Genomic DNA, 19,776 nt, shown 5'->3' on the forward strand with positions numbered 1-19,776 from the left:
GCACGCTTTCTAGTAATTACACTATGAGCGAGCTAGAGAAAGTAGAACTGATTAATGATTATAGGAACCCATGTTGTCTTGAGAGATTTTTTGATGAAGTGCTGTATTTAACCCATTGGCGAGGACGTTCGCCATGTCATCAATGAATGTATCCACTTCCTTCGGTGTGACCATTAGATTTTGTCCAAGCGGTGCAAGCACCTCATGGATCAACTGTCTTTTTTCTTCTTCAGGAAGCATTCCGACGATTCCTAAAAAGGATTGACGCGTTTCATCATCTGGCAAATCTTCTTCATTCAGCACTTTTTTCTTGCCAAATGTCAGACCCGCTGGTACTAAAGATCGGGAAGGTCTATCATCTTTCAGTTCTCTACCAAAATGCTTTAACACGTAATCAATCGTGTCACTTGCGATCGTGACTGCATCGACCACTGTCGGTACACCAATGGCAATGACTGGAATCCCCAAGGTCTCTTTGCTTAATTCTTTTCGTTTATTTCCGACACCCGATCCTGGATGTATACCTGTATCAGAAATTTGAATTGTCGTATTCACCCGTTCTACTGCACGTGCAGCCAGTGCATCGATGGCGATCACAAAATCTGGTTTAGATCGTTCAATGACACCTTGTATAATGTCACTTGTTTCTATACCAGTCAGTCCCATGACTCCAGGCGATAATGAAGACACTGGGCGATAGCCTTCCTGCACATTCTCAGGCTGTAATTCAAATAAGTGGCGTGTCACCAGCAAATTTTCAACTGTGAGCGGCCCTAAAGCATCCGGCGTGACATTCCAGTTTCCGAGTCCTACGACAAGACAGCTCGCATCTGCCTGAATGCCGTGATCTTTTAAAAACTGAGCAAAATGATGGGCAAAAACTTCGACCACTTTTTCTTGCATCTCAGAGTCTTTCTCCCGAATTCCTTGCGCCTCAAGCGTCAAGTATGTCCCTGCCTTTTTTCCGGTCAACTCTTCTCCTTCTGTCGTAATCTCCACAGTGCGGATGCGGATGCCGTGCTCTTCCTTCTCCTTCTCAACAATTCCTTGAATACCGTCCTTTTTGACCACATTCGGATCGTTCTCTTGTTCTAGTATCTCTTTTGTTTCAACGGCCAAATCGGTCCGGATTTGATAAGCGCTTAAATCGAGTTTCTGTTTCTTCATGAAAAGGCTCCTTCCATCAAGTAATTAACAGTAGTCTTTCCATCTCGTTCAAGAAACATTCGAGCGCTTCATCAATGAAAAATACTTTACATTTATATTGCATTCTAAAGGTGTGTTTGATAGAATACAATTTGTTCTATTGTGAAGATTTAACCTTAAGACAATTGTGTTTAGGTTGTATCTTAGGAGGTGAAACACATGCCAAATATTAAATCAGCGATCAAACGTACAAAAACGAATAACGAACGCCGTGCACACAACGCAACAATCAAGTCTGCGATGCGTACTGCGATTAAACAAGTTGAAGTTTCTGTAGCTAACAACGATGCTGAGCAAGCAAAAGCTGCTCTTTCTTCTGCTGCAAAACGCATTGACAAAGCCGTTAAAACTGGTCTTGTACACAAAAACGCAGCTGCGCGTTACAAATCAAGACTTGCGAAACAAGTAAACGGACTTTCTGCATAATGTTTGCAACGCCTCAGTGATGAGGCACCTGTTTAACTGTACGTCCGTCCTGAACGGCTCAGCCATAAGGACAGACTGGCAATTATACATCTAAACAAAAACGACCCTCTTTTGAGAAGGTCGTTTTTTTATGTTCAAGCCCCTAATAACCGAAGCAGGAACAATTCTAATAATAGCTGCTTGTCCTTTTTACCCGTTTTCATTTCATAATCAATCGTGGAGAGCTCTTTGACGATGTACTTTAGCTCTTCTTCTGAAAACAGTCTTGCCTGATCCATCGCGAGTTTGACCCGAAAAGGGTGGACTTTCAGGTTTGACGCAATTTGTTTTTGCCCGTATCCCTGCTGAGCAAAGTACTTTGTCTGCAATATCAACCGAAATTGATTTGAAATGAGTGCCAATATTTTAATGGGTTCCTCATTTTGCTTTAGGAGGTCATAAAACATTTGCATCGCTTCAGACCGGCGCCTGTTCACGATTTGGTTAATCAGTTCGAAAATATTCTGCTCCAAACTTCGTGCAACGAGCTGATTGACATCCGCCAGCTCAATTTCCTCTCGCTGCCCAATATATGTACTTAGCTTTCGAACCTCTTGAAAAAGTGAGGACAGGCTCCCGCCACATAACATGACAAGCTGTTCTGCCGCTTCAGCCGAGATTGTTTTTCCTTCTGTTTTCACCAGCGTGATGGTGAAATCTGTTGTTTCTTTCGGATTTAACTCTTTCGCCTCAACTACAGCCGCTTTCTTTTTTAACAATTTGGTGATTTTCTTACGTTCGTCCAGTTTTTCATATGGGGCCAATAACACGAGAATCGTGTAGGGTGCTGGCTTTTCTAAATAAGCTTCTAACACAGAAAGCTGATGCTCGATCTTTTCTTTTTTCTTTTCTGCAGTGAGGAAATAAGGGTTCTTGATCACAACGAGACGCCGCTCTCCCATAAACGGAAATGTTTCTGCGTCCGTCACAGCCTGCTCAAGCGGCACCTCTTCCATATCGAAGACAGAGTAATTAAAATCCTTTGTTTCTTCGTCGACGACAGCTTGTCTCAATTTTGCAGCTGTCTCTTGAAGTAAATACGTTTCTTTTCCATATAAGCAATAAACGGGGTGAATATCCCCTTTTTTTAAATTGTTCCATACTTCAAAGACCATTCGCTTAAATCCCTCTCTTTCACTTCCTCCTCTATCCTAAAGTGTGTAGAGACATTAGTAAAGAGGAAGCTGAAAGTGCCGCCTCCTCATTTATAGTAAACGTCTCACGTAAGCTCCCGGGTCAGCTTACAGTCAGACGATATTCACAAAATGATCATGAAAATGGAAAACGGTTACTTTACCTTCTAGCAATTCCAAATGAGTTCAAGTATACTAAAAATAGCCAGGAGGGATGAAAATGAATGAATTTGAAAAGAATGTTCAAAGCAAGCGGAATGATGTGACCGACTCAGCTGTTGGTTTTATCGTCACATTCGGATTTTTCGCCTCAATGTTTATTTTGGCAACTGTGATACACCTCGTTGGATCTTAACTACATGAATGCAAGATGACTGCCGTTTTGGCAGTTTTTTTATTGATTTTGTAAGATATCATATGGAGGATGAGCGTAAAATGTTCCATCCTCTTCAAGAAATTCATAGGTCACACTTCCATCGATATCTGTACGATACACCCTTGTTTGATGATCATTTAATTTTTTCAAAACTTCTTGATGAGGATGCAGATACCGATTTCGTTCACCTGCTGAAATCAGTGCATATGACGGATTCAAATGCTGAAGCCATTCTTCACTTGTTGATCCTTTACTCCCGTGATGCCCAACCTTCAAGACATCCGCTCGTAGCTTGGGGTAAGCTTGAATGATGTCTCGTTCCCCTTCTTGTTCAAGATCCCCAGTCAGCATAAAACGCTTGCCGCCAAGCGTAAAGGTGAGGACCAGTGAATCATTATTTTTACTCGTCACCTGGTCACGAGCTGGATGCAGAACGTCAAATTTTTGTCCTCCAATTCTCAGCTGATCCCCTCTTTCCAACTCATCTACAGGAATCCGTTGATCAGCCGCTTCCTTTAAAAGCTGCGCATCCTCTGGATTTCGAGCAAAGCCTTTTGGGATTGCAAGGCGTTTGACTTTATTTCGCTTTATTAACCGCATCGCTTCTCCCATGTGATCTTGATCTGCGTGGGTAAGGATGAGGACATCAAGTTTTGCTATGCCTTTAGAATGCAGAAATGGAATAAGGGTTTGATCCCCAATTGTAGATACTTTACGTCTTTTTTTCCATGGCTCTTCTTCAAAAGAAAGCCTGCCTCCTGTATCAACTAATATATGCCCGGTTCGATAAGGTAGCTGAATAAACAAACTATCCCCTTGTCCTACATCTAACATCGTGACCTCTCCTTTTTGAAGAAAATTCGGCGTGAAATAGTGTACAGACAGCACACAAACGAGAATCAAAATCGGCACAAGATAAGATTTGATAGAAGTTTTACATTCCATCACAATGAATAGAAAAACAATGGAGGAAACCTCTAGGAGCACATGCCACCATGTCGATTTCATAAAAATGAGAGTAAGACTATCGTAAGCAGCCATGTGTGCAGACAATTGATGACTAAACTGGATCACCCAATCAAGCAGCTGAAACAGTGTTTGTCCAAGCGGAAGATAAATGATAGATAAAAGAAAAAAGAATAAGGACAGAGGCATGACAACCATTGTATAAAAAGGAACAAACATCATATTTAAAGGAACACTCAGCAAGGAAAATTGTTGAAAATAATATAAAAGAACAGGAAGCGAAGCAAGCTGTGCAATCAAGGAAATGAGGAATAACTGCATCACCGAACTTTTTGCTTTTGATAAAATACTAGTGGATAGCAAAATAAATAAGGTCACCACAAATGACAGTTGAAAACCGACATCAAATATATAAAGTGGTTGAATGGCTAATAAAAGCAAGAACGCTGCACTTAACACGACCGCAGAAGGCTGTTTCATTTCTTTTGGCAGACTTGTGATGACTAAATAAATTCCAGCCATGAGACAGGCTCTTAACACAGACGGTGCAGCACCTGTTAAACAAGCATAAACCGGCAAAAAGGATAATAAAAGAATACGCGCTGTCTCTCTTGTCACGCCAGCGCGAAGTAGACACCAAAATAGACAAGCGAGCAATGTTTGAACATGAAGTCCTGAAATGGCTAATAAATGAATGATGCCAAGCATTTGATAATCTCTTAATGTATCAGGGTCTATTAAATCACGATCGCCAAAAATAAGTGCCTGCACAATCCCAACAGAATTCTTCGGAACGTGATCTTCTAGAAATTTCAACCCCTTCTGCCTAATAGATGAAAGGTCATGTGAAGGGCTGTCATGTTTCGTGCAGCTTTTCATAGACTGCGTTAAGAAAATAGCATCAATGCCTTTTGTTTTTAGAAATTGATCATATTGAAAGCCATTCGGTATGGTTGCATGTTTAGGCAACCGCATCTCACCTGTCATATGACAGCTCATACCTGGCCCAACATCTTTTAGTGCTTCTTTTTCACGCTCTGTTTGAATCGTATAAAATGCCGCTAGTCGACGATTCTCTGATGAAACAGTCGCTGAAAAGCGATTGCCATCTATTTTCGGGATCGTTTCAATCACAACCGAATGAGAAAATGCTTTTTCTTGTACAGGATGATCCGTTTCAAAAGACTGATGCACCATAAAAATGAGCATATAGATCATTCCACACAAACTGACCATTAGAAAGAGCTGGGGTGTTTTTTTCAGCAGACTGAAAAGAAGACATACAAGAAGAAAAAGGAGAAAATACAGATGAAGATGATATGCGGCCAGAGCAATTCCAACAGCTGCTGAAATCGCCCCGAACGGCAAATACTTAAACATAGGAAGTAAATAATTGATTCGCCTTTTCATGCATTTGACGAATTTCTGTTTCGCTACGTCCTGATTCACTTAGTTTGCCTATTAAATCCGCAACAAAGGCTAATTTTTCTTGGTTTTTTAAGTCAATAATCATCTCATCTAGTTCGACCTGTTCTGTTTGAACTCCGGCCTGTTCAAATAAATCAACAGCATATGGATGATTTTTATAATCCTTCGCATAATACACTGTTCGAATACCTGCTTGAATAATCGCTTTACAGCACTGCAAGCAAGGAAAATGCGTCACATATATTTCAGCATCAGCTGTTGGTGCACCAAATTTGGCACATTGTAAAATAGCGTTCATCTCCGCATGGATTGTACGAACGCAGTGATGATCTATCACATAGCATCCTACATCTGCACAATGCACGTCACCGGCAATGGATCCATTATATCCACCTGCGATGATGCGCTTGTCTCTTACGATCGTTGCCCCAACAGCTAGCCGCTCACAGGTGCTTCGCAAGGCAAGCAAATGGCTTTGAGCCATAAAATATTGATTCCATGAAATTCTCTCCACGAGCTGATCCCTCCAGAATGATGGTTGGTATTAAGTGTACATGCCTTTCTTCTATACCGTCAATTCTACTTGACCGTCAGTTGATTTTTCAGCCGTTCAATGGTCTTCTCTCCAAAACCCGAAATATTCCGTAAATCTTCAATTTTCTGAAATTCTCCATGTTCTTCTCTATACGCAATGATGGCTTCCGCTTTGGCTGGGCCTATTCCGTTAATGGTCTGCAATTCCGCTGCATCAGCTTGATTGACATTCACCCCTTGACTCTTTTCATTTCCCGGCGGCGTATCAGCCGCTGCTGTTTGTCCCTGCTTGTCAGCCTCCCCCTTCTTTCGTACATAAATCATCATACTATCCTCTAATTTTGCTGCTTGATTGATGTCAACTGTATCTGCCTTGCTCGTAAAACCACCTGCTCTTTTAATGGCTTCTTCAACTCTGTCCTCAGCCATAAATGCATAAACGCCCGGCTTCCGTACAGCTCCTTTGACCTCTACTACGATGGATGTTGGCTCTTTTTCTGCACTCTCTTGTTTTTCTTCTAATGTGACTTGCGTTTCATGTTGTTCTTTCAATACACCTGGCTCGGCGCTGCCTTTCTCTTTTCCTGCTAAAAAGAAGAAACAGATGATGACGAGGATAATGATTCCCACTATCAGATAAAGACTGTATTTTTTCAACGAAATGAGCTGCTTCACTTGTTCACGCTTCTTTCAATCATATTTTCACGCTGCTTCACATACTGTTTAGAAGATAACAGATCCTATGCGTCTAAGGAGGGAGAACGTTTGAATATAGGGTTAATCGGTACAGGAAACATGGGTACCATACTTACTGAGGCATTTATTGAATCAAAAGCAGTCAATCCCTCATCCATCACCATTACAAATCGGACCATCGAAAAAGCGTTCAATATAAAAAAGAATCACCCAGAGGTCGAAGTGACGAAACAGCTTTCAGGAGCTGTAACAGATAAAGATTTCATCTTTGTTTGTGTCAAACCACTTGATATTTATCCGCTTTTAAAAGAACTGAGCCCACTTTTAAAAGAACAGCAAACCATTGTCATCATTACAAGTCCGGTTCATCCTGAACAGCTTCAAGACATTGTTCCTTGTCAAACAGCCAGACTGATCCCAAGCATCACCAACCGCGCATTATCAGGCGCATCACTTTTAACATTTGGTTCATCATGCAATGTCACGACAAAAGCAGCGCTCAGACAACTCGCTTCCCGCATTTCAACACCAATCGAAATTCATCATTCAATCACACGGGCAGCCTCAGATATTGTCAGCTGCGGTCCTGCCTTTATTAGCTTTCTTGTTCAGAAAATGATTGAAGCCGCTGTTGAAGAAACAGATATTTCAAAAGAAGAAGCCACCACCCTATCAGAAGATATGCTTGTAGGACTTGGCCGTTTGATTGAAAAAAGGGTGTATACCCTGCCTACACTGCAAGAGAAGGTGTGTGTAAAAGGCGGCGTCACCGGCGAGGGCATTAAAGCACTTGAAGCAGGTGTTCAAGATATGTTCCATCAGCTTTTTCAGAACACTCATGACAAGTTCGATGAGGATGTAGAAGCGGTTGCGCATCAATACCCACCGAGTGTGTTTACTGATGATCTCAGAAATTAAACATCTTCGCAACAAGCGAAAAAAGGGTTTTAAAAAACCATCGTTCCATTAAACGATGGTTTTTGGTTTCTTCGCTGAAATAAAATATCTTTCTGCACATTCTTGAGGTGCTTCATTTGTAAAATCAGCGGTCACTTCAATCTGTTCAAAGCCAGCGGACTCAAGGAACGCTGCATATGTCTCAAAAGGAAATGTACGCTGTTCGTGCGTTTCATCATAACGCTCATACACGTCTCCGTCTTTTACAAAAAAGCTTAAATCATGAATGACTGAAAATGGATGATCTCCTTTATCACTCTGCCAAATGTAGCTGATTTCTTCATCTTGATCGGCATAAGTAGAGCCAGGAAATACCTCTTCCATTTTAAAAGGGGTATGAACATCAAACAATAAAACCCCACCTGTCTCTAAAAGCTGAAACATGTTTTTAAAGGTTTTTTTGACGTCATTTTCGTTTTTTAGATAATTCAAAGAATCACAGCAAATAACCGCTGCTTGAAAAGTTTGTTCAAACCCCTCAAGCTCTCTCATATCTTGATGTAAAAATTGAATAGACTGCTTATGAGCCTGTGCTTTTTGCTGCGCAAATGCCAGCATCTCTTCACTTAGATCAATTCCTGTGACCATGTGGCCTTTTGCAGCTAACCGAAGAGAGATCTCTCCAGTTCCACAACCTACATCGATAATCGCACTATTTGGCTTGATATGCCGCTGTATCCACTGAACCCATTCATTATAAGGGGCATGTGTCATGAGCTTATCATACACACCTGCAAACCCTTGATAAATCATGAGTTAATGCCAAGCGAAAGCGTTTCTCTCGGCGCATCTCCCCAAAGCTTCTCTAAGTTATAGTATCCTCTTTCCTCTTTGTGGAACACATGAGCAATGACATCTCCTAGATCAATCAAGACCCATCTTGCTTCGTCAAAGCCTTCCATCTTTTTAACTTCGATGCCGCCTTCTTCTGCAAGGTGTTTCACTTCTCTTGCAATGGCCTGTACTTGTTTGTCAGAATTCCCGTGACAAATGAGAAAATAATCTGCAACAAGTGAGATCCCTTGCATATTCAGGGCAATAATGTCCTCTGCCCGTTTATCATCGCACGCTCCTGCTGCGATGTTTAAAATTGATGATGCATCCATCAAAATTCCTCCTTAGTTGTTCTTTTGCACAAGTGAGTTATAAGTAGCAAGTGTATCTGGGAAAACTGGCTGATTCTTTTTCATTAAAAAGCTGACGGTGTTTTTTAAAGATTGAATCAAGGCAAGATCCAAATCCTGCTCTGCTAACTCTCTTACTTCCTCTACACCAGGAAAATGGCGTCCTGGCTCTATATAATCGGCAACATAAATAACTTTTTCAAGCAATGTCATGTTCGGTCTGCCGGACGTATGGAATTCAATGGCTGTTAAAATATCTTGGTCGTCAATTCCAACTTCTTTTTTGACCAAATAGGCACCAACTGGGGCATGCCAAAGCTCAGGTGAATATTTAAGCAATAGAGGGTTCATCTGTTCTTGCTGGATGATGCCCTTCATTTCTTCTTTCGGTCTAAATTTAGCATAATCGTGGAAAATAGCCGCGATCTCTGCTTTTTTCACATCTGCACCAAAACGTTCAGCTAATGAAATGGCCGTCTCCATGACCCCAATTGTATGTGTATATCTATGCTCTGTTAACTGCTGTTTGACACAGTTTAAAGCTTCTTCACGATTCATATAAATGATGCTCCTTTATATAACACTCAACCGCTTTCGGAATCAAATAATCAACAGGTTTCCCCTGCTTCATTCGCTGCCTAATCAATGTCGATGATACATCAAAAGCCGGAACATCTGCAAACAAAAGAGGATACGCCGTACTTCCTTCATAACCTGGTCTTTTCATCCCAATAAAGGTGATCATCTGAAGCAAATCATCGATTCTATGCCATTTCGGCAAATACTCGACCATGTCCGCTCCAATCATAAAAAAGAACTCATCTTCAGGATGGCGCTTCTTCAACAGCTCAACCGTATCTACTGTATAAGATGGGCCCTCCCGCTCCATTTCAATAAGCTCAACTCGAAAATGAGGATTTGTCTGAATCGCTTTTTCCACCATTTTTACGCGGTGATGACTCTCTGCTCGTTTTCGGCCCGTTTTATGAGGGGGCTTGTGATTTGGGATAAACCAAATTTCATCAAGCCCTACTTGGAAACGCACCTCACTTGCCATCAGCAAATGCCCATTATGCAGAGGATCAAACGTACCGCCGAACAATCCTATTTTTTTCATATCATATCCACCTTTACGGCAGCTTAATTTGTTTATTTTCCTTTGATTCCTTATAAAGGACAATCACATTTCCGATCGTTTGAACTAGTTCAGCTTTTGCACCTTTTACAAGTGCTTTTGCAACCTCTGTTTTGTCCTCATCGCAGTTTTGCAATACGCTGACTTTTAAAAGTTCTCTTGCTTCAAGCGCCTCGGAAATTTGCTTGACCATATTGTCATTTACCCCGCCTTTTCCAACTTGAAAAATAGGTGATAAATGATGTGCTTGCGCACGTAAAAAACGTTTTTGCTTACCTTTTAACATGGTGTTCCTCCTAATTTCTCTATGACAATTGACTTCATTTTTCGGGCGTCAGGTGTAATGCCCGTCCACAGTTCAAAGGCTCTTACCGCCTGACCAACAAACATGCCGACGCCATCGACTGTTTTCAAACCTAACCCGGCTGCTTCGCTTAGCAGCTTTGTTTCTATTGGATTATACACAATATCACAAACGACCGCTGTTTTTTTTGCGTTCGCTAAAGAAATTGGGGTTTCTTCAACATTCGGATACATACCAATTGAGGTCGTATGGATGATGACATCATATTCCCCAAGCCGCTCTTCTGCTGTATTTAATGCAATGGCACGAGATGTGATTTTCCCATCGGCACTTTCAATTAAAGCCTCAGCTTTTTCAATGGTGCGGTTGGCGATATCAAATTGTTTCGGTGCATACTCAGCAATTGTCGTGTAAATCGCTCTTGCTGCTCCACCAGCACCAAGCAGGAGAAATGACAGCTCTGATAACGGCTGATCCAACGCTTCAAGCAATGAATGAAGAAAGCCTTCTCCATCTGTATTGTACCCAACGAGCTGATCTCCTTCGAGACGCACCGTATTGACGGCACCAAGGCGTTCAGCTGTCACATCAATTTTGTCGAGGTATTTCATGATTTCTACCTTGTGCGGAACAGTGACGTTAATGCCGCTGATTCCTAACGCTTTCATGCCGCTAATCGCATCTTTCAGGTCATCATTTTCTACTTGAAAGCCATGATAATGTCCATCAATTCCAGCATCCTTTAATGCTGCATTATGAATATCCGGAGACATTGAATGGCCAACAGGGTTACCGATTACTCCGTATAAAGGTTTCAAGGTCTCTCCCCCTCTGAACATTTAAATTAACGAACGTCTCATAAACACGTGCACGCCTTTTGGCGCATACACTTTGATTTGTTTCCCAGCATCATTTGCAGTCACCCAGCCTAATCCTGAAAAGACAATGTCCATTTTTGGCTGATCGATGGTGAAAGTGTGCGGAACGAGCGGCGGGAAATCTTCCATTCCCTCTTTTGATGGCGGTGAAAGCAGCTCACCTGCATGCTTTTCATATAAGTCATCTGCATTCTCCATCTTCGTCCTATGAATGTTGAGTTCATTTGGCATGTAGCAGACAAAGGATGTTCTGCCGCCTTTTACATAATCAAATCGAGCCAGTCCGCCAAAGTAAAGCGTTTGAGCTTCATTTAACTGGAACGTTCTCGGTTTCAATTCTTTTTTCGGCGTTAAAATCTTTAAGTCATTTTTGCCGACATAGTGCGCCATTTGATGGCGGTTGATGATCCCCGGTGTATCGAATAAAGCAGACCCGTCATCAAGCGGGATTTCAATCGCATCAAGTGTTGTCCCTGGGTATTGGGATGTGGTGATCACATTCTCTTCTCCAGACACCTCTTTGATAATGCGGTTAATAAATGTTGATTTCCCAACATTTGTACAGCCGACAACATAGACATTTCTGCCCTCACGGTAATGATCAATGGCCTCCATAACCTCAGGCACACCTTGTCCTCTGCTCGCACTGATTAAAAACACATCAATCGGATTGAGCCCATTTTCTTTTGCTTCCCGCTTCATCCATTGAACAAGACGGTCTTTTTTCACGGATTTCGGTAAAATATCTACCTTGTTGCCGACAAGTAAAATGGGATTACCACCAACAATACGGCTCAGTCCATTAATCCAGCTTCCGTTAAAGTCAAAAATATCAACGACCTTGACGATCAGAGAATCAGTCTCGCCAATGCTGTGTAAAATATTTAAAAAGTCGTCTTCTGTTAAAGACACATCCTGAATTTCATTGTAGTTCTTTAACCTAAAACAGCGCTGACAGATCACATCTTCTTTCAATAGAGATGCTGCCGGCGCATATCCTAATTGATCTTTATCTTCCGTCTGAATGGCTACACCGCAGCCAATACAAACAACCTTTTCCATTATTACTCTTCCTCCCACTGAATGTGGCCCTTACGCTTTAAGGCTCCTAAAATTCTACGTTCAATCTGCCTGTTAAACTTCGTGAAAAATCCGTCCGATGCCGCAACAGGTACAACCAAAATGGTATGGAAGCCATGCCTGTTTCCGCCAAGCACATCTGTCATAAGCTGATCGCCAATGACAACCACATCTTCTTTCTTCAATTGCATATCAGCGACGGCCTTATTAAAGGCTCTTCCCATCGGTTTTCTCGCTTTATAAATAAACGGGATATGAACCGGCTCAGAAAAAAGCTTGACCCTTTTTTCATTATTGTTCGATACAATCGTCACCTGTATCCCGTGATCTTTCATCTCTTGAAACCATTCAATTAAACGCGGGGTCGCACTTGGACGATCCCATTCTACTAGTGTGTTATCTAAATCCGTAATAATTCCTTTTACATTTCGTTCTTTTAGTTTTTGCGGCGAAATGTGGAAAATACTTTTCACAAATTCATCCGGTAAGAAATACTTCTTTAGCACAATTTGCACCCTTTCTTCCATTGGTTTTTCAGCGATTGTGTCGAATCAAATCACAATTTGTCTGTCTATCGAATACAATGAAAAAGTTTTCGACATATGATGAGGACCTTCAACAGGTGTGGATAATTTTACACACATTATCCACCTATATTTCATCATGCTTTCATTCAATTATAAACACTCTACCCACAAGTTATCCACTTAACCATGTGGATAACAGAACGATTGTTCTTGTTTCCCATTCATGGTAGATTAAAGGTACTTCAAAGACATTCGATCAACCTATGATGATATGTCTTTTCCTCAAGTTTTATGCCAACTTTTTCAGGGGAGGTGTTTTTCCCATCATATGGGTTTCTAGTATGAAAAAGCTGTCAGATGATTTACTTATAGAATCGTATTATAAAGCAAATGAAATGAACTTAAATCGCGACTTCATTGAATTAATTGAGACAGAAATGAAAAGACGTTCGCTCGGGCATATGCTCTCTGTTTCCTCTTAATTCCATATATCCAGGAACCATGCCTCCCGAGCACTCTCCTTTTTTAAACTCAGGTGACTGATATTATATCACTTGCGCTATAGGCTTACTACTATTTTCCGTAAAAAACACCCCTTCTGATCAAAGAAGAGGTGTCTTATTTGCAAGGCTGTTCATTCCAAAACCATAACCCTCCACCTACGACCAAAATGACGACAAGGAACACAACAAGAAAAGCGTAACCGATTCCTGCTCCTTGAGCTGGATAAGGCGAACACGCAGGGTAAGGATAAGGACATCCCCACATATCAGTTACCTCCTTCTAAGAAGATATACTGTTAGACTATGCTGGATGGATCGTCTTGTTTAGGCAGATGGCCTGCATTTAAAAATGTTTAATGACATCACGCTCTTTGATTTCGTTATAAATGATTCTTGCCCCTTTTGGTGTCATATGATTGCCAGAAGGGTCAATGAGGCCAGACTGAATCAAGGCGTTGTCACTATCTTCACCCGCTTCTCGGATGAACGCTTTCCAATTGTCGACAAGCGGCACTTGCTGTTTTTCAGCTACTTGTCTTGTGATGTCATTGTATGAGTTTTGCCAAGCTCTCGCCCCGCCTCTCTCAGCAAAATAAGATGACTTATATCTAGAATAATAATACAAGCCCTTTTTGCCTCCTTCCACCACAGGCACGCACGTCATGAGGATCGGGGTAATTCCCTCTTTCCTACTTTCAGAAATGAAGTAGGATAAGTTTTCTTTAAATCGTTTTTTGGTCACACGGGGATGTTTCCCGTCTAGAATCGCCGCATCATTTGTACCGAACATGATGAGGACGTAAGTTGGTTTTTGTTTTAAAATATCCTGCTCAAAGCGCAGCTTCGCATCTTCTGTTGTCTGCCCGCCAATCCCGGCATTCTGTACCTTGATTTGGCCGCGCTCGACGTTTTTCATGAGATTCACCCATTTTTCAGATGTGGGATAATCTCGAAAATCCCAGTTCGATCCTCTTGTGTTACTGTCACCAAATGCAATCACACTTTCCTGCGCCTGCTTCGAGCACCCAGCAGCAACACATAACAGGATGAAAAGGAAAACAAATTTCTTCACAACATTCACCTCCAAAAGCCCTCTTCATATAGTAAACGACAAGACTTTTGGTTTCAATGAATGACTGTTTCTTATTGTAATTGAACCGGCAGATAATCTCTGTTATGGTGCACCAGTTCGCTTACTTTCACAAACTCATAGCCCCTTTTCTTTAGTTCAGGTACGACTTGTTTCAGCGCTTCTACTGTCTGCTTACGATTTCCTCCGCCATCATGTAAAAGGATGATATCACCGCCCTGAATATTCTCAATAATACGGCTGGCAATTTTGTGTGTACCTGGCCTAGACCAGTCCTTCGGATCTTGCGTAAAGGACCACATCACGACATCGTATCCTTGCTTAGAAAGAATGCGGAATGACTTCATCGTCAAACGCCCGCCCGGAGGACGAAATAATAAGGGTCCTCCAGGCTGGAGAGAAGCGATATGAGCCGCTGATTCTTTTAATTCTTGCTTGATTTCTTTCGATGACAAAAGGTCAAAATACGTATGGTTCATCGTGTGATTGCCAAGCTCATTTCCTTCGCTCACAATCCGCTCTGCGAGCAGGGGATATGCATGAATACGGCTTCCGATGACAAAAAAGCTGGCATTCACTTCATGCTCTCTCAGTACATCTAGTATTTGATTTGTGTATACCGGATGAGGCCCATCATCAAAGGTTAACGCAATCTTTTTCCGTTCCTCTCTCATGTCCCAAAAGGCTCGTCCTGTTTTTTCTAGGTCGATTCTTTTTAATGTACGCGCCTCTATGTTACCAGGAACAAAAGCGCATATTACCAATATACATAACAAGATATGCAACCCTTTCATCAGACCGCCTCCACAGAACATCATTACACATTAAATTGCCCGCTTTCTGATGAATTCATTCAAGTTTCGTGATCGTCTACGCTTCTTTTTCACATAAAAAAGCCGGCCCATCAGGCCCGCTTTTTGTCTCACGTTTGGTTTCTCTCTTCAACTGTCGAACGTTGCTTAGAATTCATACAGACACTCTCCTTCTTGGATTTGATTTTGAGCCCATAGCAATTTTTGATAATACTGGTTGGACTTCTGGTATTGTTGAGAGGTTTCTAAGGCTGTCGCAATTTCTAGTGAGATATCCTCTATATAAGAGTATAGGCTAAGTTTTTCCAAATAATCAATGGTTTTTTGCAGTTGTTCTTCATTGATTTCCTGAACATATAAAGCATCCAGATACTCAAACATATGACAGAACAGCTGGTCTTCATGCTTCTTTGCGGCCAATTTCCCATCCTCTAATATGCGCCTTGCTTCGGTCTTCTCATTTTGTCTAAAAAGCAGCTTGGCCAGTGTATAAAGTGTATGAGGCAGCGTGGGAAGCAGCTCTTTTTTGGCGAGGTCAGCCGATTCGGTTAAATATCGTTCTGCTTCTTCTCGATAACCTAACTCCCCGTAACATTTCCCTAAATTATAGAGTGCTGAGCTATAAATGCGCGGGTGGTCAATTTCGGATGCGAGTTGTTTCGCCTTTTTCAAGTGAGGCAGTGCTCGATCTTTACGTTTTAAATCTTGATAATTTCCCGAGATGACAAAGAGGCACTGAATAATGCGAATGGCATATGCATCATGCTGATCGTATATTTCAAGCGCTTTTAAAATATGGTGCATGGAGACATGCGTTTGTTTCATTATATAGTAGGCTTCTGCTACCTTAAAATGAAACTCGGCCTGCTCAATATCATCAAATACCATAGACAGCTGTTTTTCTGCCATGCGATAATATTTGACGGCCTCCAAATATTCTTTTTGACTAAACTCATGCATGCCACGAAAAAATGCATGGTAATAATGCAGCATATCAGATAACTCATGATTGGAATTTTCGATTTTATCGACAAGGTTAGATACTGAGAAAGGTTGATATTTTGAAGGGTGTATATAGTCGAGCATAATTTGGTGCCGAAAACACATGAGCTGATAATAAATCAGTAAATGCTGGTCCTCTTCCATACGTTCAATTTCCGCTTCTACTTCCGCTTTCAAGATTTCCGCATCTGGAACACTGAACTGCCGTATCATTCGATACCATTCATTAATTTTCATACCGACATGTGAAGAAAGAACCTTCCCCATGTTCCGAAAAAACCCCTTCCTTTTCGGTCTAATATTACATATTTTAGCACGCTTCTAGACCGCCAAGCACCGCAAAGAAACCGCAAACATATGAGAGGTGCAGCAAAAACATACGCACAGAAGCACGTTTCTTTCAAATAAGATGATTTTTTCATCGTACAGACACAGACAATCCTTCCTTCACATACATTTGAGGATATAGGCAACGGCCTAAACATGGTGGAGGTGAAAATCGTGGCAGGAGTATTTACAGCGATGGGATTGATGGTCAAAGAATTGGTGTTTTTAGTGTCCTATGTTAAAAACAATGCCTTTCCACAACCCCTTTCGGGAGATGATGAAAAAAAATACTTAGCCCTTATGGCAGAGGGCGATGAACACGCAAGAAACATGCTGATTGAACATAATCTTCGGCTCGTCGCCCATATTGTCAAGAAATTTGAAAATACCGGGGAAGACGCTGAAGACCTCATCTCCATCGGGACGATCGGACTCATTAAAGCCATCGAAAGCTATTCCTCTGGAAAAGGAACAAAGCTGGCAACATATGCTGCGCGGTGTATTGAGAACGAAATCCTCATGCATTTACGCGCACTCAAAAAAACAAAAAAAGACGTCTCTCTGCATGACCCCATCGGTCAGGATAAAGAAGGAAATGAAATTTCATTAATTGACGTCTTAAAATCAGAAAATGAGGACGTGATTGATACCATTCAGCTCAACATGGAGCTTGAAAAAGTAAAAGAATATATCGACATTCTCGACGGCCGGGAAAAAGAAGTCATCGTCGGCCGGTTCGGTTTGGACTTAAAGAAAGAGAAAACGCAGCGGGAAATAGCCAAGGAGCTCGGGATATCGCGGAGCTATGTATCCCGTATTGAGAAGCGGGCGCTGATGAAGATGTTTCATGAGTTTTACCGGGCAGAGAAGGAGAAACGGAAACGGGAGAAGGGGAAGTGAAAATGAACTTCCCCTAACTTCTAACAAAAACAGACCTTATTAGGTCTGTTTTTTATTTCGGCACTAAGCTACTGTCTCGCTGCATTTCTTTTGATAATAGCTGCCGCCTTAGCCCTCAAGAACAATGGCAAGATTTTGGTGATGAATTTTGGGTCATGCACTTAGACATGAAGGAAATCAACTGATTACACCCCACTGTTTAGAGAATTGTGGAAAATGAAGGACAAACGGATTGCATATAAGTTTTGTATTTCAACTTTTATGTTTAGAAAAATAATAGCTATTCAGACTTATAATAATTTCACAAATGAAATATCAGCACTTTTTAATGTTACATACGAATTCACCACCGAACGTTTCGTGACTTTAAACCCATGCTATAAGTCATGAATTATTTTGTCTTATTTTGTCGAAAATCATCAATTTAATATTTTTTATATTATAATGTTTCCTGTATTACTAAAATGTGTATATAGAAGGGTGCAGACTAATGAAAAAAGCTAAACTAATTTTATTCTTATGCTTTATGGCAGTTCTAACTGCTTGCGGTAACACTAACAGTTCAACTGATCCAGCAAAAAAAGAAGAAACGAGCAAAGAGGCTTCAAAAGAATCAGCACAAAAAGAGGATAAACCAACATCAGGACTTCTAACCGAAATTGGCCAATGGGATAAAGATAAAAATGGTTCAACACTAACTTTGAAAAAGATAAATAACAAACAAAAAGAAATAGATTTAAGTCCTATTAAGATGAAAATACACGATGTTAAAGTATTTGAATACAGTAATTTAGGTGAACAAGATAAAGAGCTTCTTTCTTATAATAATTTTGAAAAAGATAAATACCATAGAATACAAATCACTTATACGACTGAAAACACTTCCGATAAAGATGTTTTGTTTTCTGGTGTTGATATTATTACCACTAATACAAAGAAACAAATTGAAGTCTATAAGACTAATTTGACTACGGATACAGGTGTTGGTTCTTTGTATGGTAAAGTCGAAAATGAAGGTATGGTTGTAGTTCCTTTACTGGTAGATGATGTTTCGGATTTGAATTCAATCACACTTCACTTAAGTGATGTCTATCTAAATGACGAACCTGAATTATTGCATGATGGGGCAAAAGTTAAATTCGATTTTTAAATTCTGCACCCCCCTTTTGACTTTAATAATGAAATCCTGATGCATTTACGCGCACTTAAAAAAACAAAAAAGACGTCTCTCTGCATGACCCCATCGGTCAGGATAAAGAAGGAAACGAAATTTCATTAATTGCCTTCTTACCATCTGAAAATGAAGATGTGACTGATACCATTCAGCTCTACATGACCGGTCCGGTTTGAAGTTAAAGAAAGAGAAGGCGAATTGAGCAGGGAATTTTAATAGAAAACATTTTGCAACAGAACAGGCCTTATAAGGTCTGTTTTTATTTGTTTAGGCTCTTACCATTTATGAATTATCTTTTAATTTTAAAAATGGTTTCGGTATATTTTTTTGCCCTTCAAATCTGAAAAGTATATAATTAATATACTTGTATGACAAATAAAGAGGGGTGATTTCTATTACATTCAATCCTGTTTCCAATAAAAAATTATACATACAAATTTATAATCAGATCCTTTCTGAAATACAGTTAGGCTCTTTTCAAATAGGAGATAAACTTCCTTCAGAAAGGGAATTATGCGAACAATTTGGTGTCAGCCGCGCACCTGTTAGACAAGCCCTCAGTGCACTAGAAATGAATGGTATTATTTATTCACGTCAAGGAGAAGGTGTCTTCGTTAAGAGTACGACCATACACAATGAAGGGTCCATCTCTATGAAATCGGCATCACCTGAGGATATCGTGGAAGCTAGAATGCATATCGAGCCTTTAATTATTCATTTTGCGGCTTTGAGAGCGACTGACGAAGATATTTTAGAACTGAAACAAACCATCAAAAAAATGGAAGAAGAAACACATTCAGGTGTATACGTCCCGGCAACTGACGAGCAGCTACATATGGGAATTGCAAAAGCGTCACATAATGATTTATTCATTACCTTTATGTCTTCCATTACGAACGCTATGAAGCAGCAGGAAATGTGGAGGTTTATACGTGATCGAACCGTTACCCGTTCTGACTATCGTGAGGTCAACTTTCAGGAGCATAAACTGATTATAGAAGCACTCGAAGAACGGAACGCAGCAGAAGCTGTGAAACGTATGACTGCCCACATGCAAAACCTATATGATCGATATTGGAAAAGCTAGGATCTTCCACTTCCAAATACGATATGAGAAGCTTCTTTTTATTTAATCGAAAAATAAGACGCATACAACAAG

At 40.8% G+C, this 19,776-nt stretch carries 24 protein-coding genes and 1 pseudogene; 8 read left to right on the plus strand and 17 right to left on the minus strand.

What is annotated here, in order from left to right; genetic code table 11:
• Positions 1-51: 51 nt before the first annotated feature.
• Positions 52-1,167 (minus strand): GPR endopeptidase, encoded by a 1,116-nt coding sequence (gpr, locus tag N521_RS08415; protein ID WP_035390857.1) that lies wholly within the window; start codon positions 1,165-1,167, stop codon positions 52-54.
• Positions 1,168-1,365: 198 nt separating this feature from the next.
• Between gpr and rpsT the strand changes: the two genes are divergently transcribed.
• On the plus strand, positions 1,366-1,632 hold the full coding sequence (gene rpsT, locus N521_RS08420; protein ID WP_008342485.1) for a 30S ribosomal protein S20: 267 nt from the start codon (positions 1,366-1,368) through the stop codon (positions 1,630-1,632).
• Positions 1,633-1,766: 134 nt separating this feature from the next.
• Here the strand turns inward: rpsT and holA are convergent, their stop codons facing one another.
• Complete coding sequence (gene holA / locus N521_RS08425; RefSeq protein WP_017358025.1) at positions 1,767-2,786, minus strand: DNA polymerase III subunit delta; 1,020 nt, start codon at positions 2,784-2,786, stop codon at positions 1,767-1,769.
• 238 nt (positions 2,787-3,024) lie between these two features.
• On the opposite strand from holA, the gene N521_RS19160 reads away from it, so the two are divergent.
• Positions 3,025-3,159 (plus strand): YqzM family protein, encoded by a 135-nt coding sequence (locus tag N521_RS19160; protein ID WP_008342491.1) that lies wholly within the window; start codon positions 3,025-3,027, stop codon positions 3,157-3,159.
• Between the two features lie 39 nt (positions 3,160-3,198).
• Here N521_RS19160 and N521_RS08435 read toward each other — a convergent pair whose 3' ends face one another.
• The 3 genes from N521_RS08435 to N521_RS08445 all read right to left on the minus strand — a co-directional run bounded on the left by N521_RS08435 (position 3,199) and on the right by N521_RS08445 (position 6,783).
• Entirely contained in the window at positions 3,199-5,526 is a 2,328-nt protein-coding gene (locus N521_RS08435) for a DNA internalization-related competence protein ComEC/Rec2 (RefSeq protein WP_035390859.1), read from the minus strand.
• The gene (locus N521_RS08440; RefSeq protein ID WP_008342495.1) at positions 5,519-6,088 is read right to left on the minus strand and encodes a ComE operon protein 2; all 570 of its coding nucleotides are present in this window, start codon (positions 6,086-6,088) and stop codon (positions 5,519-5,521) included. The genes N521_RS08435 and N521_RS08440 overlap by 8 nt, the downstream gene beginning before the upstream one ends.
• 65 nt (positions 6,089-6,153) lie before the next feature.
• Positions 6,154-6,783, minus strand: a complete 630-nt coding sequence (locus N521_RS08445) for a helix-hairpin-helix domain-containing protein (RefSeq protein ID WP_035390861.1) — start codon at positions 6,781-6,783, stop codon at positions 6,154-6,156.
• Positions 6,784-6,873: 90 nt separating this feature from the next.
• On the opposite strand from N521_RS08445, the gene comER reads away from it, so the two are divergent.
• A complete protein-coding gene (gene comER / locus N521_RS08450; RefSeq protein WP_008342498.1) occupies positions 6,874-7,722 on the plus strand; it encodes a late competence protein ComER in 849 nt (282 codons plus the stop codon).
• Between the two features lie 48 nt (positions 7,723-7,770).
• Here comER and N521_RS08455 read toward each other — a convergent pair whose 3' ends face one another.
• The 8 genes from N521_RS08455 to N521_RS08490 are packed head-to-tail and all read right to left on the minus strand — an operon-like array spanning position 7,771 to position 12,788.
• Positions 7,771-8,514, minus strand: a complete 744-nt coding sequence (locus tag N521_RS08455; protein WP_035390863.1) for a class I SAM-dependent DNA methyltransferase — start codon at positions 8,512-8,514, stop codon at positions 7,771-7,773.
• Positions 8,511-8,867: a ribosome silencing factor gene (gene rsfS / locus N521_RS08460; protein ID WP_008342502.1), complete on the minus strand. Its 357-nt coding sequence runs from the start codon at positions 8,865-8,867 to the stop codon at positions 8,511-8,513. The genes N521_RS08455 and rsfS overlap by 4 nt, the downstream gene beginning before the upstream one ends.
• A 12-nt stretch (positions 8,868-8,879) precedes the next feature.
• Positions 8,880-9,443 carry a bis(5'-nucleosyl)-tetraphosphatase (symmetrical) YqeK gene (yqeK, locus tag N521_RS08465; protein WP_035390865.1) on the minus strand — a complete coding sequence of 188 codons (564 nt, stop codon included), beginning with the start codon at positions 9,441-9,443 and terminating at the stop codon, positions 8,880-8,882.
• The gene (locus tag N521_RS08470) at positions 9,433-10,002 is read right to left on the minus strand and encodes a nicotinate-nucleotide adenylyltransferase (protein ID WP_035390868.1); all 570 of its coding nucleotides are present in this window, start codon (positions 10,000-10,002) and stop codon (positions 9,433-9,435) included. The genes yqeK and N521_RS08470 overlap by 11 nt, the downstream gene beginning before the upstream one ends.
• A 13-nt stretch (positions 10,003-10,015) precedes the next feature.
• On the minus strand, positions 10,016-10,306 hold the full coding sequence (yhbY, locus tag N521_RS08475; protein WP_008342507.1) for a ribosome assembly RNA-binding protein YhbY: 291 nt from the start codon (positions 10,304-10,306) through the stop codon (positions 10,016-10,018).
• Positions 10,300-11,142 carry a shikimate dehydrogenase gene (gene aroE / locus N521_RS08480; protein ID WP_008342509.1) on the minus strand — a complete coding sequence of 281 codons (843 nt, stop codon included), beginning with the start codon at positions 11,140-11,142 and terminating at the stop codon, positions 10,300-10,302. The genes yhbY and aroE overlap by 7 nt, the downstream gene beginning before the upstream one ends.
• A gap of 21 nt (positions 11,143-11,163) precedes the next feature.
• On the minus strand, positions 11,164-12,264 hold the full coding sequence (gene yqeH, locus N521_RS08485; protein WP_007501357.1) for a ribosome biogenesis GTPase YqeH: 1,101 nt from the start codon (positions 12,262-12,264) through the stop codon (positions 11,164-11,166).
• 2 nt (positions 12,265-12,266) lie between these two features.
• Entirely contained in the window at positions 12,267-12,788 is a 522-nt protein-coding gene (locus N521_RS08490; protein ID WP_008356191.1) for a YqeG family HAD IIIA-type phosphatase, read from the minus strand.
• A gap of 362 nt (positions 12,789-13,150) precedes the next feature.
• Between N521_RS08490 and N521_RS08495 the strand changes: the two genes are divergently transcribed.
• Positions 13,151-13,291 (plus strand): sporulation histidine kinase inhibitor Sda, encoded by a 141-nt coding sequence (locus N521_RS08495; RefSeq protein ID WP_003217327.1) that lies wholly within the window; start codon positions 13,151-13,153, stop codon positions 13,289-13,291.
• A 136-nt stretch (positions 13,292-13,427) separates the two neighbouring features.
• Here N521_RS08495 and N521_RS19660 read toward each other — a convergent pair whose 3' ends face one another.
• The 4 genes from N521_RS19660 to N521_RS08510 all read right to left on the minus strand — a co-directional run bounded on the left by N521_RS19660 (position 13,428) and on the right by N521_RS08510 (position 16,483).
• Complete coding sequence (locus N521_RS19660; protein ID WP_003217499.1) at positions 13,428-13,577, minus strand: hypothetical protein; 150 nt, start codon at positions 13,575-13,577, stop codon at positions 13,428-13,430.
• Between the two features lie 78 nt (positions 13,578-13,655).
• On the minus strand, positions 13,656-14,384 hold the full coding sequence (locus N521_RS08500; RefSeq protein ID WP_225310445.1) for an SGNH/GDSL hydrolase family protein: 729 nt from the start codon (positions 14,382-14,384) through the stop codon (positions 13,656-13,658).
• Positions 14,385-14,455: 71 nt separating this feature from the next.
• The gene (locus tag N521_RS08505; RefSeq protein ID WP_035390873.1) at positions 14,456-15,196 is read right to left on the minus strand and encodes a polysaccharide deacetylase family protein; all 741 of its coding nucleotides are present in this window, start codon (positions 15,194-15,196) and stop codon (positions 14,456-14,458) included.
• A gap of 165 nt (positions 15,197-15,361) precedes the next feature.
• Complete coding sequence (locus tag N521_RS08510) at positions 15,362-16,483, minus strand: response regulator aspartate phosphatase (protein ID WP_035390875.1); 1,122 nt, start codon at positions 16,481-16,483, stop codon at positions 15,362-15,364.
• Positions 16,484-16,714: 231 nt separating this feature from the next.
• Here N521_RS08510 and sigK point away from each other — a divergent pair, with 231 nt between their 5' ends.
• The 4 genes and pseudogenes from sigK to N521_RS08525 all read left to right on the plus strand — a co-directional run bounded on the left by sigK (position 16,715) and on the right by N521_RS08525 (position 19,704).
• Positions 16,715-17,443: an RNA polymerase sporulation sigma factor SigK gene (gene sigK / locus N521_RS08515; RefSeq protein ID WP_058014952.1), complete on the plus strand. Its 729-nt coding sequence runs from the start codon at positions 16,715-16,717 to the stop codon at positions 17,441-17,443.
• Between the two features lie 490 nt (positions 17,444-17,933).
• The gene (locus N521_RS08520; protein WP_017358036.1) at positions 17,934-18,593 is read left to right on the plus strand and encodes a hypothetical protein; all 660 of its coding nucleotides are present in this window, start codon (positions 17,934-17,936) and stop codon (positions 18,591-18,593) included.
• Positions 18,594-18,620: 27 nt separating this feature from the next.
• Positions 18,621-18,778, plus strand: a pseudogene (locus tag N521_RS19990) (RNA polymerase subunit sigma-70); the annotation flags it as partial.
• Between the two features lie 224 nt (positions 18,779-19,002).
• Entirely contained in the window at positions 19,003-19,704 is a 702-nt protein-coding gene (locus N521_RS08525) for a FadR/GntR family transcriptional regulator (protein WP_008342522.1), read from the plus strand.
• The last annotated feature ends 72 nt before the right edge of the window (positions 19,705-19,776 follow it).

The sequence above is a fragment of the Bacillus sp. UNC125MFCrub1.1 genome (assembly GCF_000701305.1).
In the GTDB taxonomy this organism is placed as follows: Bacteria; Bacillota; Bacilli; order Bacillales; family Bacillaceae; genus Bacillus; species Bacillus altitudinis.

What these genes read in the sequence shown, in the direction of transcription:
- gpr (WP_035390857.1), bottom strand. Translation starts at nt 1,167, where the DNA reads ATGAAGAAACAGAAACTCGATTTAAGCGCTTATCAAATCCGGACCGAT.
- rpsT (WP_008342485.1), top strand. Translation starts at nt 1,366, where the DNA reads ATGCCAAATATTAAATCAGCGATCAAACGTACAAAAACGAATAACGAA.
- holA (WP_017358025.1), bottom strand. Translation starts at nt 2,786, where the DNA reads ATGGTCTTTGAAGTATGGAACAATTTAAAAAAAGGGGATATTCACCCC.
- N521_RS19160 (WP_008342491.1), top strand. Translation starts at nt 3,025, where the DNA reads ATGAATGAATTTGAAAAGAATGTTCAAAGCAAGCGGAATGATGTGACC.
- N521_RS08435 (WP_035390859.1), bottom strand. Translation starts at nt 5,526, where the DNA reads ATGTTTAAGTATTTGCCGTTCGGGGCGATTTCAGCAGCTGTTGGAATT.
- N521_RS08455 (WP_035390863.1), bottom strand. Translation starts at nt 8,514, where the DNA reads ATGATTTATCAAGGGTTTGCAGGTGTGTATGATAAGCTCATGACACAT.
- rsfS (WP_008342502.1), bottom strand. Translation starts at nt 8,867, where the DNA reads ATGGATGCATCATCAATTTTAAACATCGCAGCAGGAGCGTGCGATGAT.
- yqeK (WP_035390865.1), bottom strand. Translation starts at nt 9,443, where the DNA reads ATGAATCGTGAAGAAGCTTTAAACTGTGTCAAACAGCAGTTAACAGAG.
- N521_RS08470 (WP_035390868.1), bottom strand. Translation starts at nt 10,002, where the DNA reads ATGAAAAAAATAGGATTGTTCGGCGGTACGTTTGATCCTCTGCATAAT.
- yhbY (WP_008342507.1), bottom strand. Translation starts at nt 10,306, where the DNA reads ATGTTAAAAGGTAAGCAAAAACGTTTTTTACGTGCGCAAGCACATCAT.
- yqeH (WP_007501357.1), bottom strand. Translation starts at nt 12,264, where the DNA reads ATGGAAAAGGTTGTTTGTATTGGCTGCGGTGTAGCCATTCAGACGGAA.
- N521_RS08495 (WP_003217327.1), top strand. Translation starts at nt 13,151, where the DNA reads ATGAAAAAGCTGTCAGATGATTTACTTATAGAATCGTATTATAAAGCA.
- N521_RS19660 (WP_003217499.1), bottom strand. Translation starts at nt 13,577, where the DNA reads ATGTGGGGATGTCCTTATCCTTACCCTGCGTGTTCGCCTTATCCAGCT.
- N521_RS08505 (WP_035390873.1), bottom strand. Translation starts at nt 15,196, where the DNA reads ATGAAAGGGTTGCATATCTTGTTATGTATATTGGTAATATGCGCTTTT.
- N521_RS08510 (WP_035390875.1), bottom strand. Translation starts at nt 16,483, where the DNA reads ATGGGGAAGGTTCTTTCTTCACATGTCGGTATGAAAATTAATGAATGG.
- N521_RS08520 (WP_017358036.1), top strand. Translation starts at nt 17,934, where the DNA reads ATGAAAAAAGCTAAACTAATTTTATTCTTATGCTTTATGGCAGTTCTA.